Source organism: Bacillus sp. FSL K6-1218 (assembly GCF_038006445.1).
GTDB classification, from domain to species: Bacteria; Bacillota; Bacilli; order Bacillales; family Bacillaceae_G; genus Bacillus_A; species Bacillus_A thuringiensis_S.
Genome location: NZ_JBBOVE010000001.1, coordinates 1,317,466 through 1,335,181 on the forward strand (window position 1 = coordinate 1,317,466; position 17,716 = coordinate 1,335,181).

Here is a 17,716-nt window from a genome sequence, read left to right on the forward strand (position 1 = left end):
TGGGAGAGAGAAAAATGAGCGAATATTTATCAATTCAACACATTCAAAAACAGTTTGATGCATTTACAGCGTTAAAAGATATTTCTTTTACTGTGAACAAAAATGAGTTTGTTTGTTTATTAGGCCCAAGTGGCTGTGGGAAAACGACGTTGCTTCGCATTTTAGCGGGACTAGAGGAACCAACGACTGGCAGTATAGCTGTGAATGGCAAAGATATTACAGCATTGCCTCCTGGAAAGAGAACCTTCGGAATGGTTTTCCAATCGTATGCTTTATTTCCGAATTTAACAGCACTTGAAAATATTGAATACGGCTTAAGGACAAAAAAATATGGGAAAGCAGAAGTGAAAGAGAAAGCGCTAGATGCGTTAAAACTTGTAGATTTGCTGAATGTAAAAGATAAATATCCTGCTCAAATGTCTGGTGGACAACAGCAGCGAGTAGCACTTGCACGTGCGCTCGCTCTGTCTCCAGATATTTTGTTACTCGATGAGCCGTTATCAGCTTTAGATGCAAAAGTGCGTGAAAAATTACGTAGAGAAATGCGTGATTTGCAAGAGGAAATAGGAGTAACGACGATTATGGTAACGCATGATCAAGAAGAGGCATTAACGATGGCTGATAAAATTGTTGTAATGAATCATGCGGAAATTATGCAGATTGGAACACCAGAGGAGATTTATCAAAGACCAGCCAATCCGTTTGTGGCAGATTTTATTGGTTCTATTAATTTCTTTTCGAAAAATAACGAAGAACATGCAATTCGTCCCGAACATGTAACAATTGTACAAAAGGAAGGTATTAAAACAGTTGTGGAAAGTATGGAATTTCGCGGATCCGTATATCGGACGGAAGTGCGAGTCGTAGAAGAAAACACACACCTTTATAATGAAAAAATTGTAGTGGATATATTAGCATCAGAAGTAGAAGCAACCGCTATTAGAAAAGGAAAGCCGATTCAAATCTCTTTCTCAGAAAATCATATGTTGTCATATGGAAAGAAGGTCATTGTATAGATGGAGATGTTAGAAAACTATAAGGTAGAAAGTACGAAAAAAAAGATTAAGAGAAGTATTGGGAAAGAGGAATGGATCCAAAGGCTCGTAATTATCGGTATGATTCTTTCCTTCCTTATCATACTTGTATTGCCGCTATTACAACTATTTACACAAGCTTTTTATAATAAAGATGGAGTTTTCATTGGTTTAGCGAATTTCAGTAAATATTTCACAACACCAACTTTAGTTCAGTCTTTACAAAATACAGTATGGATTTCGGGCGCAACAACAATTATTTCAGTTGCAATCGCATTCGTTTACGCATATGCAATTGCCCGTACGAATGTTTTTGGAAAGCGTGTATTTCAGTATGTAGCGTTATTACCATTGTTCGCACCAACGATGATGCACGGTATAGCACTTACATATTTATTTGGTAATCAAGGGCTAGTAACGAAAGGAATGTTTGGGTTATTTGAAGGTATACAAATCCCTTTATATGGACCAGTAGGAATTGTAATAGCTGAAGTTATTTATACATTTCCGCAAGCATTTCTTATATTGCTAATTGCCTTTCAAGGATCTGATTATCGTTTATATGAAGCTTCTAATATGTTAGGGGCGAGTAAAACAAAGCAATTTTTCACTGTTACTTTACCTAGTGTAAAGTACGGATTAATTAGTGCAATGTTTGTTGTGTTTACACTTAGTTTTACTGATTTTGGGGCACCAAAAATTGTTGGTGGGCAATATAATGTGCTTGCTACTGACGTATACAAACAAGTAATTGGGCAGCAAAATATGCCGATGGGTGCAACTGTCGGAATGATTTTATTAATCCCAGCTATATTCGCATTTGTAGTTGATCGTATTACGCAAAGAAAGCAGGCGAATTTCTTATCTTCAAAAGCAGTACCATACAGAATAATAGCTAATAAGAAAAGAGATGTAATCTCATTCATATATTGTAGTGTAATTACACTTATGATCATTCTATTATTTGTTGCAGTTGGTATTGCTGCAAGTGTGAAAGTATGGCCATATAATATGAGTTTTACATTTGAGCATTTTAATTTTTCGAGTTTAACAGGAGATGGACTTGAAGCATTTAAAAATAGCGTAATTGTTTCAGCAGTTACAGCAGTTATTGGGGCGATTTTAACATTTGTATTCGCATATGCAATTGAGAAAATAGACCAGCTACAATTTTTTAGAAAAACAGGTTACTTTTTCTCTATAGTGCCGTTAGCGATACCAGGTTTAGTACTCGGATTAGGATATGTCTTTTTCTTTAGTCAACCAACGATTCAAATTCTGGGACTATCAGTAACGAATCCGTTTCATTCTTTATACGGAACAATCGCTGTGTTAGTACTAGTAAATATCATTCATTTTTATTCTGTAACATTTGTCACGGCAACGACTGCCTTAAAGAAATTAGACCGAGAGTTTGAGCTTGTTTCGCAGTCGATGGGTATTCCGTTTTATAAAACATTCTTCCGAGTAACAGTACCAATGTGTTTACCAGCAATTTTAGAAATGGTAATGTACTACTTCGTAAATTCGATGGTAACTGTGTCAGCAGTTGTATTCTTATATGCAGCTGATTTTAAACTAGCTGCCGTATCAATCGTAAATATGGATGATGCAGGAAATGTAGCGCCAGCAGCTGCAATGAGTGTACTTATTGTTGTTACAAATATTGTAGTGAGAGTTGTATATGAATGGGGAACGAAAGCACTTCGTAACCGAACTTCACAATGGCAAAAAAGATAAGTAAGAAGGGTGATGGACAGAATGAAAATTGAAGCAGTTATTTTTGATTGGGCAGGTACGACAGTTGATTACGGATGTTTTGCACCACTAGAAGTATTCATGAAGATTTTTCATAAACGCGGCGTTGAAATTACAGCAGAAGAAGCACGTAAGCCAATGGGATTATTAAAAATAGATCATGTAAGGGCACTAACAGAAATGCCCCGTATTGCGGATGAGTGGAAGCGTGTCTTCGGTCAATTACCAACAGAAGCAGACATTCATGAGATGTATGAAGAGTTTGAAGAAATTCTCTTTTCTATTTTGCCAAGTTATGCTACGCCGATTGATGGGGTAAAAGAAGTAATCGCTTCTTTACGTGAGAGAGGCATTAAAATCGGTTCAACAACTGGTTATACGAGAGAAATGATGGATATTGTAGCAAAGGAAGCGGCGTTACAAGGATATAAACCTGATTTTCTTGTTACGCCAGATGATGTTCCAGCAGGCCGTCCATATCCATGGATGTGCTATAAAAATGCAATGGAACTTGATGTGTATCCGATGAACCATATGATAAAAGTAGGGGATACAGTATCAGATATGAAAGAAGGTAGAAATGCTGGAATGTGGACAGTTGGTGTAATTCTTGGAAGTAGTGAGCTCGGTTTAACGGAAGAGGAAGTGGAGAGTATGGATTCGGTAGAGCTTCGTGAAAAAATAGAAGTAGTTCGTAATCGGTTTGTTGAAAATGGGGCTCATTTTACGATTGAAACGATGCAGGAGCTCGAAAACGTAATAGAACATATCGAGAAACAAGAACTAATTATTTCATAAAAGGGGCACTGGATCATGAATGAAAATCACTATTTATTATTAACACCAGGACCATTAACGACAACAAAATCAGTAAAAGAAGTTATGCTATACGATTGGTGTACGTGGGATGTTGAATATAATACGATGGTGCAAGAAGTAAGAGCTAAACTTGTATCGTTAGCGACGAAGGAAGAAGAGAAATATACAACAGTGTTAATGCAAGGAAGCGGTACGTTTTCAGTTGAAGCAGTAATTGGTTCTGTTATTCCGGCAAATGGGAAGCTTCTCGTTTGTACAAATGGTGCGTACGGTAAGCGCATTGTGCAAATGGCAGAGATGTTACAGATTGATGTAGTGGTCAGTCAAACAGAAGAGTGGGAACCTACTAATATTGTAGAAGTAGAAAAGTTATTGCAAGAAGATAAAGAGATTACGCATATTGCAGTTGTTCATTGTGAAACAACGACAGGTATTATAAATCCAATTGTAGATGTATGTAAATTAGGGAAGCAGTATGGGAAGGTTACAATTGTTGATGCGATGAGTAGTTTCGGCGGGATTGAAATAGACATTGCTGATTTACAAATTGATTTTTTAATTAGTAGTGCAAATAAGTGTATTCAAGGGGTTCCTGGATTCGGATTTGTAATCGCAAAACGTGATGAATTATTGAAGTGTAAAGGAAAAGGACGTTCTTTATCTCTTGATTTATATGATCAATGGGAAACGATGGAAAAACAAAATGGGAAATGGCGTTTTACTTCACCTACACATGTTGTACATGCTTTTTATCAAGCACTACTTGAACTAGAAAAAGAGGGTGGAGTGAGAGCGCGTTACAATCGATATTACAACAATCAAAAACTACTAGTGAATAGAATGGGAGAAATCGGATTTAAGCCACTAGTAGATGAGAAATATCAATCTCCTATTATTACATCTTTCATTTATCCAAAAGAGGGGTTCGAGTTTCAACAGTTATATAACGAATTAAAGCGTTATGGATTTGTTATTTACCCTGGAAAAATTTCGAAAGTAGATACGTTTCGCATTGGAAATATCGGTGATGTACATGAAGAAGATATTAATCGCTTAGTTGATAGTATTGCTAAAGGAGCTGTTATTGGATGAAAGTATTTTGCTTAGGTGGAGCAGGTAAAATTTGTCGTGAAGCTATTTTGGATTTAGTTCAATTTTCATCTTTTGAGACGATTACAGTAGCTGATTTTAACGAGGAAGAGGGCCGTAAAGTAGTAGAATGGCTCAACGATCCTCGTGTTGATTTTGTAAAAGTAGATGTAACGAATCACGAGGATACGGTTGCAAAAATGATTGGTTATGACATTGTAATGGACGGTACGACGATAAAGCTAAACGGATTGTCGACCCGCTGTATTGCAGAAGCAGGCTGTCACGGTGTGAACTTAAATGGATTTGGTGAAGAAAATGAATCGCATGCTATATTTGTTCAAAACGAAAAAACATGTTTACCTGGATTTGGCATGACGCCAGGTGTAACACAAATGATGGCAATGCATGCAGCAAATCAACTGGATACTGTAGAGTCGATCCGCGTAAGTCACGGTTCGTATCGTCCGATTGCTTTTTCTGCATCAATTACAGAGACAACGACATATGAATATGATCCACATTTACCATCGCGTACAGTGTATGAAGATGGTGAATTTAAGCAAGTACTTCCGTTTGCGCGTCCGAGAGAAATAGAATTGCCAGCGCCTTATGGTAAGACAACGCAGTATATAATCCCGCATTCTGAAACAATTACGTTAGCAAAGGCACTAGAAAATAAAGGTATCAAACTGATAGAGACGAGAGGAACTTGGCCAAAGCAAAATATGCAACTTGTACGTGCTTTATATGATTACGGCATATTGCGTAATGATCAGATTGAAATAAATGGGAAAGAAATTGGTATTATGGATTGTATTTCGCAGTATTTATTACAATCGAAAGAAGGACAAGAAACAGAGGTTTATGGTTATGCACTTCATGTAGAAGTAATAGGTATGAAAAATAATGAGAAGCAAAGACATGTGTTATATCATACACATCCGTTATCTGATGGTTCTGTTGTAGGATGGGAAAAATTAAGAGCGTATACGAGAAACGTCGGTATTCCATTTGGGATTGCTGCAGAGTTAATTGCAAATGGAAATGTAAATAGGGTGGGTGTTGTTACGCCTGAAGAAGCTTTTGAAAATCTACAATTGATTTTTGATGAGCTAGCAAAGCGCGGTATTCATATTCATGAAGAAGTTTCTGCTTATAAAGAAAATTACAACCTTGTATAAATAAGGAAGTTTATGAGGGAGATATAAATGAGGTGAAGCTATGTCTGTAGTAGGAGAAGAAAGAAAGCGAACCATTCTTGAAAAGGTAGAGTTTAAAGGGAAAGTAAAGGTTTCAGAATTAGCGAGAGAATTTGCTGTATCAACAGAAACGATTCGTCGATATTTAGAAGAATTAGATCGTGAAAAGAAGCTGAAGAAAGTGTATGGTGGAGCTGTTCAACTTCCAGGCGCTGGGGTAGAGGCACCAATGTTAGAAAGAGAAATGCTACATATAGAAGAGAAGAAAAGAATTGGTTATAAAGCAGCGACATTTGTAGAAGATGGTGATGTTATTGCAATTGATGATGGAAGTACACCGCTTCAAATGGTTCCATACCTTGTTCATCGTAAAAACTTAACGATTGTAACAAGTTCATTTCCAGTCGCAACACAATTAATTTCTTCTATTAATAAAAAGATGTTTCACGGTGAAGTTTTATTTATAGGTGGAAAAGTATCTCCAAAGCATTCGCGTGTATCAGGGTCTATTTCTCAGCAAGTAATACAGCAATTCCATTTTCATAAAGCGTTCGTTTCGATTGATGGGCTATTACCTAGTTTTGGAGTTTCCAGCTTTGAATTAGAGAAAGCGAAATTGTCAGAGGCGATGATGAAATTAGCTGAGAAAACATATATTTTATGTGATCATACGAAGGTAGGCGTGAAAGGGAATTATCGTATAGCAGCATTTTCACGTATTCAACATGTAATTTGTGATAAAAAAATGCCATATAGTTTTGAAGAAGAACTTATGAAGCATAATATTCAGTGGACAGTTTGTTAAATACAGTGAAAGTACCTAAACTCCCGCCTAATTTTTAGGAGGGAGTTTTATTGTCTGTAAATCGTAAAATAAAAGATTTGCATTTATGCAAAAAGTGGACACATTTTCTCATCTCTTTCATATAATTTACCAATACAAAAAAAGTTGGTCGAAGGAAAGAAGGGCGAACATGTCAGAACGAATATATAATAAACTTGTATTGTACGCGAATATTTTGCAAAAAATCGGTGTCATTAATGAGAAGGAAAAAAGTGAAATTCTTCATACGATAGGTAAAAAAGCCCTTTGAATAAAGGGCTTTTTATTATTTATCTTTAAAAATATAAACTTAATGTAATGTTCTCATTGACATTGATAATGAGATTCATTATCATTTATTTGTGGATAATTGATAAGTATTATCAATTATAAAAATTATATATGATAGGGGATATTATTTTGAAAAAAAATTATATGAAGGCGCTAGTAGTAGCGACAACATTAGCAATTCCATTTGCTACGTACTCTACTCCAGCATTAGCAGCACTAAAAGTTGAAGCAAATCAATCGGTAGCAGCAGCGAGTGATCGCACGTATGATACTGAGATTAAAATATATAAGGATCAAAAAGACGAGCCATCTATGGTTTCTCAATATATAAAAGATCCTAAAGTAACAATTGCAGCTGGCAAAAAAATTGTCACTGTAACAATGCAAGATAGCGATTATTTTCAATATCTTAGAATAGAAGATAGAAACCAGCCTGGTGTATTTCATGATGTGAAAGTTTTGTCAGAAGATAAGAGGAAGAATGGAACGAAAGTAGTTCAATTTGAAATTGGCGAGTTTGAGAAGAAGCACAATATGCAAATGCATATACTTATTCCAGCTATTGGATATGATCACAAATATCAAGTTCAATTTGAAATTAAAGATCCAACTGTAGGTAACAAAGAAACAGAGAAACCAGATGATAACTCTAATTCAGGCAATACGGAAACGGATAATCCAGTTGATAATCAAAACATGATAACAGATAACAAATTAAGAGAACTTGTTAATAAAAAAGTATTTAATAGAAAAGATTTAAATACACCAATTACGAAAGAAGAGTTATTACAAGTAAAGGATTTGTTTTTAAATACAAACGAGATACTTGATTATAGTGCATTAAAATATATGCCAAATTTAAAATCTTTAACAGTTGCGAATGCAAAGATAAAAGATCCGTCGTTCTTTGCGAACCTAAAGCAATTAAATCATTTAGCTTTGCGTGGTAATGAATTTTCAGATGTAACGCCACTTGTTAAGATGAATAATTTAGAGTCTCTTGATTTAAGTAATAATAAAATTACAAATGTTGCACCACTAACTGAAATGAAAAATGTAAAAACTTTATATCTATCAGGCAACCAAATAGAAGATGTAACAGCATTAGCGAAAATGGAACAACTAGATTACTTGAATTTAGCAAATAATAAAATTAAGAACGTTGCTCCATTAAGTGCTTTAAAAAATGTAACATACTTAACTTTAGCAGGTAATCAAATTGAAGATATTAAACCGTTATATTCATTACCTTTAAAAGACTTAGTATTAACGCGTAATAATGTTAAAGATTTATCGGGTATTGATCAAATGAATCAATTAAATAAATTATTTGTCGGGAAAAATCAAATTAAAGATGTGATACCACTTGCTAAAATGACTCAGCTTACAGAATTAGATTTACCTAATAATGAATTAAAAGATATTACTCCATTATCAAGTCTAGTAAACTTACAAAAGCTTGATTTAGAAGCGAATTATATTTCAGACTTATCACCAGTGAGCAATTTGCAAAAATTAGTATTTCTAAGTTTTGTTGCAAATGAAATCCGTGATGTCCGACCAGTTATAGAACTAAGTAAGACGGCTTATATCAATGTCCAAAACCAAAAAGTATTTTTAGAGGAAACAGAAGTAAATAAAGAAGTAAAAGTACCTATATATGAAAAAGATGGTGAGGTTTCTACGAAAATCCGTCTGAAGAGCGATAACGGTACGTATAGTAATGGTGTAGTGAAATGGAGTACACCAGGTGAGAAAGTATATGAATTTGGTGTGAAAGATCCATTTGCGGATACAGGAATCTTCTTTACAGGGTCTGTTATTCAAAATGTAGTAGAAAGTAAAGACGGTAATACATCTAAAGAAGATGAGAAAACAGAAGTGGTAGAATTTAAAGATGTACCAAAGGGACATTGGTCAGAAGAAGCAATTAATTACTTAGCGAAAGAAAAGTTATTTATAGGCTATGGAAATGGTGAATTTGGATTTGGTGATAACATTACTCGTGGACAAGTAGCTCTTCTAATACAAAGGTATTTAAAATTAGAAAATAATCTAGAACCAAAAACGGCATTTACAGATACGAAAGGAAATATGTATGAAACGGCTATTGATGCAGTGGTTCAAGCTGGTATTATGACAGGGTATGGAAATGATATATTCCGTCCAGATGGAGTATTAACTCGATATGAAATGTCAGTAGTACTACAAAGAGTATTTCAGTTAAAAGAAAATGAAAATAGTGCAGAGAATTTCAAAGATATACCAAATGGCCATTGGGCGAAAGGATATGTGAAAGCTCTAGTAGATAATAAAATATCAAAAGGTGACGGGGAAGGGAATTTTTTAGGAGATAATTTCGTAACACGTGAACAATATGCACAGTTTTTATATAATGCAATAAAGAAATGAAGTGAAACTTTAATCTGTGGGGGTTTTGTTTATCCCCCACAGACTATTAGCCCTCACCAATCGGGCTTTTACGGGCAGCCCGCCCTCCCACCTAACTTCTTTGCTTTCGCTGAATTTTGAGGTGGGGGTCTTACTGCCCAGCAAATAGCGGGATAAAAAGTGAGGAAAATGCACTATTCTTTAATTAAAGAATAGTGCATTTTTTTATGTGCAAACAATAGATAGGAGTATAGACATATGAATAGCCTATTTTAAAGAAGAACCGCGAAACTATATTGACAAAAAAGCATTCTCATGTGATAATTCAATTAAATTTTTAGAATAATCAAAAAATATTTCTTTTACATAGAAAGGATTCGAACCTTATATGAATATTATGCCGGGGGTGACGAAATGTTATTTTTTCTGAAGAAATGGAATGAATTAAAAGATGTGAAATCTGAATTGGCACTTCGTGATTGGTTTTATGGTACCAAAATTAGTTTGTCGCTATGTACGTCAAAAGAGCCGTTAACATTTTTAGTAAATGTTGAGGGAAGAGATAAAGGGCTATTTTCGGAAGAAGATTTTATTGTCGTAAATTGCATGTGCGAGTCAGTATTTGAAAATGAAGAAAAACCAGCTGCAGAGTCATTTATGCATGCGGATATTTATAAAAAAAGTAGTGCAGGATGTATTTTACAAGTGCAGACTGTAGATAGTCATTTAATATCTGAGTTATATGGAGAAGAAGGAGAAGTAACGTTCGATAAACGCAGTGTGGAACGTGTTTTCGGAAAAGAAGGTATAACAGAAATGACAATTCCAATTGTAGAAGATGAAAAAAAATTCGCTGATTTATTAGAAAGAAATGTTCCGAATTTCATTGAAGGTGGAGGAGTAGTTCTTGTTCATAATTACGGCATGATTGTGTGGGGAAAAACGCCAGAAGAAGCGAAAAAATGGCTAGAGGGTATAGAATATTTAATGAACTATCATGTAAAGTTATTAATGATTAAGGGCGCAAGAAGCTCTGTTATATAAAAATGAATGTGATATGGCTACAAGTTAATAAATAAATGAAAGCGTTTTAAAAATAATTTCACTCATAAAATATAGGTCTCCTTATTATATATAGATTACATGTTGACATGTAAGGAGGAACATATTTTGCGAGTTAAATATCATTTTCTGCCAAAGCAGCAAGTAACATTTTGCAAAATAAATGATTCTGGTGAAGAGGCACTGCAAACGATGAACAAAACGGGATTTCGAGCCATCCCGGTATTAGCAGAAGATGAGAAGAAATTCACGGGGATTATTTATAAAGTAGATTTATTAGAAAAAAAATGCAATAGCGGATTAGAGCATGTAAGTGCAGGAGATATGCTTGACAATTCCAATGCATTTATTTTTGAAAAGGATTCCTTCTTCAGAGCCTTTTATGTAATTCGTCGGCTTCCGTTTTTAGCCGTGCTAAATGATTATAATGAATTTGTCGGTATGTTAACGCATTCGAATATATTTGATGTTATTGAAGATTCATTTGGTATGCGAACAGGTGGTTATATATTAACAATTGCAACACAAGATTGTAAGGGAACGATTAAAGAGCTTGGGACATTGTTAAAAGCATATAATATCGGTGGGTTGTTTACACTCGATAACGGTGATCAATATATCCGCCGCGTTATTGTAAATATATCAGATGAGTTAGATGAAACAAGATTAAAGCAATTAATCGGAAAAATAGAGAAAAAAGGATTCAGAGTGAGTCATGTAGATTATATTTAAGTTAAAAAGAAAAGTACCTATCTGTTATATAGATAGGTACTTTTCTATGTGAGTAATAAACTTTATTTTGAAACAGGAGGCGGGGATAATGCTAGATCAGATAAAAAAATAAAGTCTGCATGCTCACGAATTTTAGGGATAGAAGTTTCAATAACGCGTGATGTAATTTCACCTGGGGGGCCCACATGCCCGATAGCTACCATAATAGGTTTTTCTTGAATTTTTTTGATGAGTAATTGGGCTTGTTTTGAAATATGTCCTGCTGTATACACATCATCAAAAAATAGTTGGTTTTCAATAATAGGAACTCCTAATTCTTTTCCGATTTTTGGGACGACACTATTAGGATTAGTTTTACTATCTAAGTAAAATAAACCGTGTTTTTTACAAGCAGCAAGTATAAGGCGAACAATTCTTTCATCCGCTGTTACTTTTGACCCCATATGATTGTTCATTCCTATTGCATGCGGAACTTCTTGAATCGCTTGTTCAAGTCGGTTGTTTATTTCTTCATCGCTTAAATCGGTTGTAATTGCTTTCGGTCCAAGCCATTCTTTTTTACCTTTAATAGGTTCCATTGGCATATGTATAATAACTTCATGGCCTTTCTTATGGGCAGCTATTGCATCTTCTTTTGTGGAAGGAAGAAAAGGCATAACAGCAACAGTGAGTGGAATGGGAAGTGATAACATTTGATTAGTCCCCTTCATATTATTGCCGAAATCATCAATGACAATAGCAACTTTATTCGTATGAGCATTTGCTTGAATAGGAAATAAGAAGGACGGTAAAAACAAAACAATGATGAACAATGCAATCGTATATTTTCGCATATAAATATTTCCTTTCTATTGTTATCTCGCTATTTGTGGGTAGTAAGACTCCCACCTCAACATTGGGCTGGATAGGTGGGAGAGTCACTGCCGATAAACGCCCGATTGGTGAATGCTAATAATCAGTGGGGCTGAACAAAAAACACTGATTAAAGTTTCACTTTATCAATCATCATTATGTTTTGCTTTTTTATATAAATTAAACAAAAAATGTCGAAGAAAAGTAGGTGGAAAATTAAGAATCCCCGGTTTACGTAGAATTTGTAAAAAAAGAAGATGAAAAAAATGTCTATTATTGCGAATGTATTTACAAAGATAGAATAATTTGTAATAATTCTCAAAGTGAGGGTAAAGATTTGTAAATTACAGGGAGAAAATGTTAAAATTTCTGATTCTTCAAATTTGCATATGATTAAGTAGTTAAAAAAGTCAATGGAGAAGTGAAGTTGAGAGCATGGAAGTATAATAAGGGGGATATGGATGTTTACTGTAAAAAGGAAGTACACATTAGAAAAGCTTTCACGTGATATTCATATGAAACGTGAAGAAATGATTCAACTAGGATTAACAAGTGGGCTAAATAGTAGGGAGACAATTCAAGTTAGTCAAGAATTGGACAAGCTTATTTTACAATATCAGTGTTATAAAGAAAAACAAACACCGAAATGGTTTTCAATTATAAAAATACCAATTTTCCAAATCGGGTATGAAGGAAAATCGAATAATTTTTGGCGAATGCTTGTCGCTGGTTTTATGAAATAAGTATAATTACCCTTATAGGATAAGGATAATTATACTATGTGTAACGGAATTTCGATATGAACTGTCGTTCCTTTGTTTTCTGTACTGTCAATAAAAATATGCCCATTATACATCTCTACAATTCGTTTACATATGACAAGTCCAAGACCTGTTCCAGTATCTTTATTAGTAAAGAACGGATGAAAGAGGTGTTTTTGAATATGTTGTGGAATCCCTTTTCCAGTATCTATAATCTGCAATTGTGCGTGTGTTTCATTGTTTTTTACTACAATGGTTAGTGTATCACTAGAAGTCATGGCCTCAATTGCATTTTTTGTAATGTTTAAAACCACTTGTTTCATATGGTCTTTCGAACAACGGATATGAACAGGATGGTCTGGCAAATGTAAATGGAATACAATGTTATGTAAATTCGCCTCAGATTGAATAATTAATGCTACCTCATTTAGAATTGTTCTTACGTCATATGTTTGTTCGATGATGGCGGTTGGCTTGCCGAGAATAAGAAATTCACTTACAATTTCATTGATTCGCTCTATTTCTTGTTCAATTACGGAAAAGTAGAACTGATCTTGTTCATCTTTATATTTCTCTTTTAATAGAGCGACGAGTCCTTTAATTCCAGTAAGAGGATTACGGATTTCGTGTGCTGTACTTGCTGCAAAAGTTCCAACTAATTCAATTTTCTGTAGTTCATTTTGTTGTCTTTCAAGCTTTGTTTGACGTTTTAACAACATATATTGAGCAAGTAAAAATAAAATAGACATTAAAAATAAAGTAGCGATACACTCTATTGCAACCCACTGGTATAAGGTTTTTTGATGAATAGGTAATGGTGAAACAGAGACCTTCCAATTTAATCTTTGGAGTGGGGTAGTAAGCATATTAGAATGCGTATCACTTGTGTCATTATTATCATCGGTTAGAAAAACTACATCATGTTTATCAGTTACCTCAAAATGGTATTGTGGTTTAATGGCATTTAAAGAAGATGAAATGTAATCAAAGCGTAAACTAGCTAATAATAATCCTGAGAGCTCCTTCTGTTTATTGAATATGGGGGCAGCAATCATAATAGCTTTATGTCCAAGAACGCGATCAGTAATGACTGATGATACAGTGGTTTTTTTAGTTTGTAGCACGTCTTGAATATATTTACGGTCTGAAACATCTATAGGCTTTGATTCATCTTCAGATGCGATTGTAATGACCCCTTTTGGTGTAGCGTAATATAGACCAGAAAAGCGTGCATCGTTTCCATCTGTATCATGTACAATTTGTTTAATGCCATTTATATTACCAGTCTCGGTGCCTACAACTTTTGCAAGCATGTCTAAAGCAGAAATTGCTTCACCAAGATGATGATCTAAATAGTCTCTATATAAAAAGAGAACTGTATGAGCGGATAATTTGTTTTCCTGTTTCATTTTATATGTATGATACGAATAAAATGTAGCACCAATCCCTATCGTCGGTAGGATAACAAGCAATATATATATAATTATGCTTTGGAATTTGACTTTCAAATGTGGTACTCCTTCTTTTTTTATTATCATTATATATAAACTATGTTAAAATTGTCATGTTTTTATTCAAGAATGATTCTTAATATATTAGGGGAGAGGAAATGGATGAGTGAATGCTCATTCGGAATTCACATGAAGTATGAAGTGGCATTTTCTTTTTATTGCTGAGAATTTAAGTGAAGGGTTGAAAGTTGTATGACATCAAATAATGAACGAGAAGATATTTCTCAATCTTTAAAAGTATTTATTGCATTATCTCGTGTACATCGTTCTGTTATGGATACTACAAATAGATCTATACAAAGTAACGGGTTAAATCCAACTGAATTTGCTGTATTAGAACTGCTATATCATAAAGGCGGTCAACCACTCCAGCAAATTGGTGAGCGCATTTTAATAGCCAGTGGCAGCATTACATATGTTGTAGATAAGCTGGAGAAAAAGGGATTAGTAAAGAGAATCCCATGTCCGAATGACAGACGTGTTATTTACGCGCAATTAACTGAGTCTGGCGAGAACTTTATTGCTTCTATTTTTCCGGGGCATGAGAAAGTTATACATCAGTCTTTTGAAATGTTAACGAAAGATGAAAAAGATGAATTACTTGATCTATTAAAAAAAATTGGGAAGTATGAAAAATAATAATATGTTCCAAAGGAGCTTTGGATAAATAAATCCAAGGCTTTTTTATTTGCAATGAACTCAGGGTAGTAACTGCCGAATTTTGTTGAAAATTAAGAGGGAATTCGGGAATACGTATTGAATTATAGTAAAGGTATGTAATGGAGAGGAGGCTCGTTCATGTCATTTAAAGACTATGAATATAAACGCCCAAATATTGAAGAGTTAAAAGAGAAATTTACTGTTGCTTTAGAGAAGTTTGATAAAGCAAAAACTGTAGAAGAACAAAAACAAGTCATTAATTCAATTAATGAAATTCGCAACGATTTTGGTACAATGGGAAACCTTTGTTACATTCGCCATTCTGTTGATACGACGGATACTTTTTATAAGGAGGAGCAGGATTTCTTTGATGAATTCTCTCCAGTTGTACAAGGATATGGTACAAAATATTATAAGGCACTCATTAATTCTCCATTTCGTGAAGAATTAGAGGCGTATTATGGAAAACAATTATTTGCTCTAGCAGAATGTGATTTAAAAACATATTCAGATGAAGTCGTGAAAGATTTACAATTAGAAAATAAATTATCGTCGCAATATACACAGTTATTAGCATCGGCAAAAATTGACTTTGCTGGAGAAGAAAGAACGTTATCGCAACTGATTCCGTTTATGCAAGGAAAAGAAAGAAGCGAACGTAAAGCAGCAAGTGAAGCATACTACGGATTTTTAGCTGGAAATGAGGAAGAACTAGATCGTATTTATGATGAACTTGTTAAAGTGAGAACGAAAATCGCAAAATCTTTAGGTTTCAAAAACTTTGTTGAACTTGGATATGCAAGAATGTACCGTACAGATTATAATGCGGAGATGGTGGCTAATTACCGTCAGCAAGTGCTGGATTATATCGTTCCCGTTACAACGGAATTAAGAAAGCGACAACAAGCACGTATCGGTGTAGAGAAGTTAGCTTATTACGACGAAAACTTTGAGTTTGCTACAGGGAACCCAACTCCAAAAGGAGATGCGGATTGGATTGTTGATCATGGAAAGACGATGTATAAAGAGTTATCGGCTGAAACAGATGAATTTTTCAATTTCATGCTAGATAATGATTTATTAGATTTAGTTGCGAAAAAAGGAAAAGCTGGTGGCGGATATTGTACATATATTGAGAATTATAAAGCGCCATTTATTTTCTCAAACTTCAATGGAACATCTGGTGACATTGATGTATTAACACATGAAGCAGGTCATGCTTTCCAAGTATATGAAAGTCGTAAATTTGAAATTCCAGAATATAATTGGCCAACATATGAAGCGTGTGAAATCCACTCTATGAGTATGGAATTTTTTACATGGCCATGGATGAAGCTATTCTTTGAAGAAGATGCAGATAAATATTACTTCTCTCACTTAAGTTCAGCACTTCTGTTTTTACCTTATGGCGTATCAGTTGATGAATATCAACATTATGTATATGAAAATCCAGAAGCATCACCTGAAGAGCGTAAGACAGCATGGCGTAACATAGAGAAGAAATACTTACCGCATCGTGATTATGAGGATAATGATTATTTAGAGCGCGGTGGTTTTTGGCAACGTCAAGGGCATATTTATAGCTCACCTTTCTATTATATTGATTACACGCTTGCTCAAATTTGTGCGCTACAATTTTGGAAACGTGCAAGAGATAATAGACAAGAGGCATGGGAAGATTATGTGAATCTGTGCCAACAAGGTGGAAGTAAATCGTTCTTAGAATTAGTAGAAGTTGCAAATTTAACATCACCATTTGTTGAAGGCTGTGTGAAAAGTGTTATTACAGAAATTGAAGCATGGTTACATGCGATTGACGACACAAAATTGTAAAAAACATGCGCTTTTTTTCACATGTTTAACATCGACATAATGGGGAAATGATGAGATAATAAAAGAAAATTCAGAATACTGAAGGGTGTTTCTAATAAGGAGCACCTCTTTTCACCAACAAAAGGGGGGAACAAGTATGCTTCAATCTAATATGGATGTGAGTTTAGAAAGTTTAGTAAACTCATTACAGTCTACCCGAAGCACGCTATTATCAGAAATTGAAATGTTAAATGATACAGAAGTGAATGTAAAGCCACGCCGTGATAAATGGAGTATTACTCAAATTTTACACCACTTGCATTTAGTTGAACAATCTGTCACGTCTGCCCTTGTATATGCTTTACAAAAAAACGAAAGAAACATGACTCCATTTAAAGACCTCCAACTTACGCTTGATCGCACACATAAACGAGAAGCTCCTCAGCAAATGCAACCAACAGAAACTTTAATGAAAAAACAGCAAGGAATTCAATTACTAGAACATTCACGACAAGAACTATTACACGCGCTTCATAGTGTTATAGATGAAAAAGATCTATTTGAAAATGGATTAAAGCATCCTGTTTTTAATGATCTGAATTTGTATCAATGGGTTCAATTTCTTGATTTGCATGAACAAAGACATCTTACGCAGTTAAAAGAGGCGAAACATGCAATTTTGCAACGCTAAAGTGGAAGAAGTGGGAAACCACTTCTTTTTTGATATGTGCATAGTTTTCTTTCTTATTTTGGAATACTACATGGAGAAAGAAAAGAAGGAGTTGAAAAAATATGTCTAAGAAGAAGCGAGAAGAGGAGCGCGCCTGGAAAGCGCGTAAAGAAAATCAACAACCGCACGGAAAAGTGAAAGCTTTTGCTGAATTAGTTGAAGGAATAGAAAAAACGTGATGATTATTTC

At 34.6% G+C, this 17,716-nt stretch carries 16 protein-coding genes; 14 read left to right on the top strand and 2 right to left on the bottom strand.

Annotated features, from left to right (window positions below; translation table 11 throughout):
* The first annotated feature begins 14 nt into the window (after positions 1-14).
* From MHI26_RS06870 to cbpA, 9 genes are all read left to right on the top strand, one after another.
* The gene (locus MHI26_RS06870; protein WP_061668010.1) at positions 15-1,016 is read left to right on the top strand and encodes an ABC transporter ATP-binding protein; all 1,002 of its coding nucleotides are present in this window, start codon (positions 15-17) and stop codon (positions 1,014-1,016) included.
* Complete coding sequence (locus MHI26_RS06875; RefSeq protein WP_061668009.1) at positions 1,017-2,774, top strand: putative 2-aminoethylphosphonate ABC transporter permease subunit; 1,758 nt, start codon at positions 1,017-1,019, stop codon at positions 2,772-2,774.
* A gap of 21 nt (positions 2,775-2,795) precedes the next feature.
* A complete protein-coding gene (gene phnX / locus MHI26_RS06880; RefSeq protein WP_000687384.1) occupies positions 2,796-3,590 on the top strand; it encodes a phosphonoacetaldehyde hydrolase in 795 nt (264 codons plus the stop codon).
* Positions 3,591-3,605: 15 nt separating this feature from the next.
* A complete protein-coding gene (gene phnW, locus MHI26_RS06885; protein ID WP_001004779.1) occupies positions 3,606-4,703 on the top strand; it encodes a 2-aminoethylphosphonate--pyruvate transaminase in 1,098 nt (365 codons plus the stop codon).
* Positions 4,700-5,884, top strand: a complete 1,185-nt coding sequence (locus MHI26_RS06890; RefSeq protein WP_061668008.1) for a saccharopine dehydrogenase family protein — start codon at positions 4,700-4,702, stop codon at positions 5,882-5,884. The genes phnW and MHI26_RS06890 overlap by 4 nt, the downstream gene beginning before the upstream one ends.
* Positions 5,885-5,924: 40 nt before the next feature.
* Positions 5,925-6,707, top strand: a complete 783-nt coding sequence (locus MHI26_RS06895; protein ID WP_000117666.1) for a DeoR/GlpR family DNA-binding transcription regulator — start codon at positions 5,925-5,927, stop codon at positions 6,705-6,707.
* Between the two features lie 438 nt (positions 6,708-7,145).
* Positions 7,146-9,428, top strand: a complete 2,283-nt coding sequence (locus MHI26_RS06900; RefSeq protein ID WP_061668007.1) for an NEAT domain-containing leucine-rich repeat protein — start codon at positions 7,146-7,148, stop codon at positions 9,426-9,428.
* Between the two features lie 393 nt (positions 9,429-9,821).
* Complete coding sequence (locus MHI26_RS06905) at positions 9,822-10,451, top strand: class II aldolase/adducin family protein (RefSeq protein ID WP_000896005.1); 630 nt, start codon at positions 9,822-9,824, stop codon at positions 10,449-10,451.
* A gap of 126 nt (positions 10,452-10,577) precedes the next feature.
* A complete protein-coding gene (cbpA, locus tag MHI26_RS06910; protein WP_001264214.1) occupies positions 10,578-11,201 on the top strand; it encodes a cyclic di-AMP binding protein CbpA in 624 nt (207 codons plus the stop codon).
* A 62-nt stretch (positions 11,202-11,263) separates the two neighbouring features.
* On the opposite strand, the gene MHI26_RS06915 is transcribed toward cbpA, so the two are convergent.
* Positions 11,264-12,034 carry a divergent polysaccharide deacetylase family protein gene (locus MHI26_RS06915; protein WP_001234107.1) on the bottom strand — a complete coding sequence of 257 codons (771 nt, stop codon included), beginning with the start codon at positions 12,032-12,034 and terminating at the stop codon, positions 11,264-11,266.
* A 480-nt stretch (positions 12,035-12,514) separates the two neighbouring features.
* Between MHI26_RS06915 and MHI26_RS06920 the strand changes: the two genes are divergently transcribed.
* Positions 12,515-12,796 carry an aspartyl-phosphate phosphatase Spo0E family protein gene (locus tag MHI26_RS06920; protein WP_000495536.1) on the top strand — a complete coding sequence of 94 codons (282 nt, stop codon included), beginning with the start codon at positions 12,515-12,517 and terminating at the stop codon, positions 12,794-12,796.
* 29 nt (positions 12,797-12,825) lie between these two features.
* Here MHI26_RS06920 and MHI26_RS06925 read toward each other — a convergent pair whose 3' ends face one another.
* The gene (locus MHI26_RS06925; protein ID WP_061668006.1) at positions 12,826-14,322 is read right to left on the bottom strand and encodes a DUF3149 domain-containing protein; all 1,497 of its coding nucleotides are present in this window, start codon (positions 14,320-14,322) and stop codon (positions 12,826-12,828) included.
* Positions 14,323-14,517: 195 nt separating this feature from the next.
* Here MHI26_RS06925 and MHI26_RS06930 point away from each other — a divergent pair, with 195 nt between their 5' ends.
* From MHI26_RS06930 to MHI26_RS06945, 4 genes are all read left to right on the top strand, one after another.
* The gene (locus MHI26_RS06930) at positions 14,518-14,964 is read left to right on the top strand and encodes a MarR family winged helix-turn-helix transcriptional regulator (protein WP_000203350.1); all 447 of its coding nucleotides are present in this window, start codon (positions 14,518-14,520) and stop codon (positions 14,962-14,964) included.
* A 159-nt stretch (positions 14,965-15,123) separates the two neighbouring features.
* Positions 15,124-16,818, top strand: a complete 1,695-nt coding sequence (locus tag MHI26_RS06935; RefSeq protein WP_000008566.1) for a M3 family oligoendopeptidase — start codon at positions 15,124-15,126, stop codon at positions 16,816-16,818.
* Positions 16,819-16,954: 136 nt separating this feature from the next.
* Positions 16,955-17,488 carry a DinB family protein gene (locus tag MHI26_RS06940; protein ID WP_000941975.1) on the top strand — a complete coding sequence of 178 codons (534 nt, stop codon included), beginning with the start codon at positions 16,955-16,957 and terminating at the stop codon, positions 17,486-17,488.
* A gap of 101 nt (positions 17,489-17,589) precedes the next feature.
* A complete protein-coding gene (locus MHI26_RS06945; protein WP_086406004.1) occupies positions 17,590-17,706 on the top strand; it encodes a DUF6254 family protein in 117 nt (38 codons plus the stop codon).
* Positions 17,707-17,716: the final 10 nt, after the last annotated feature.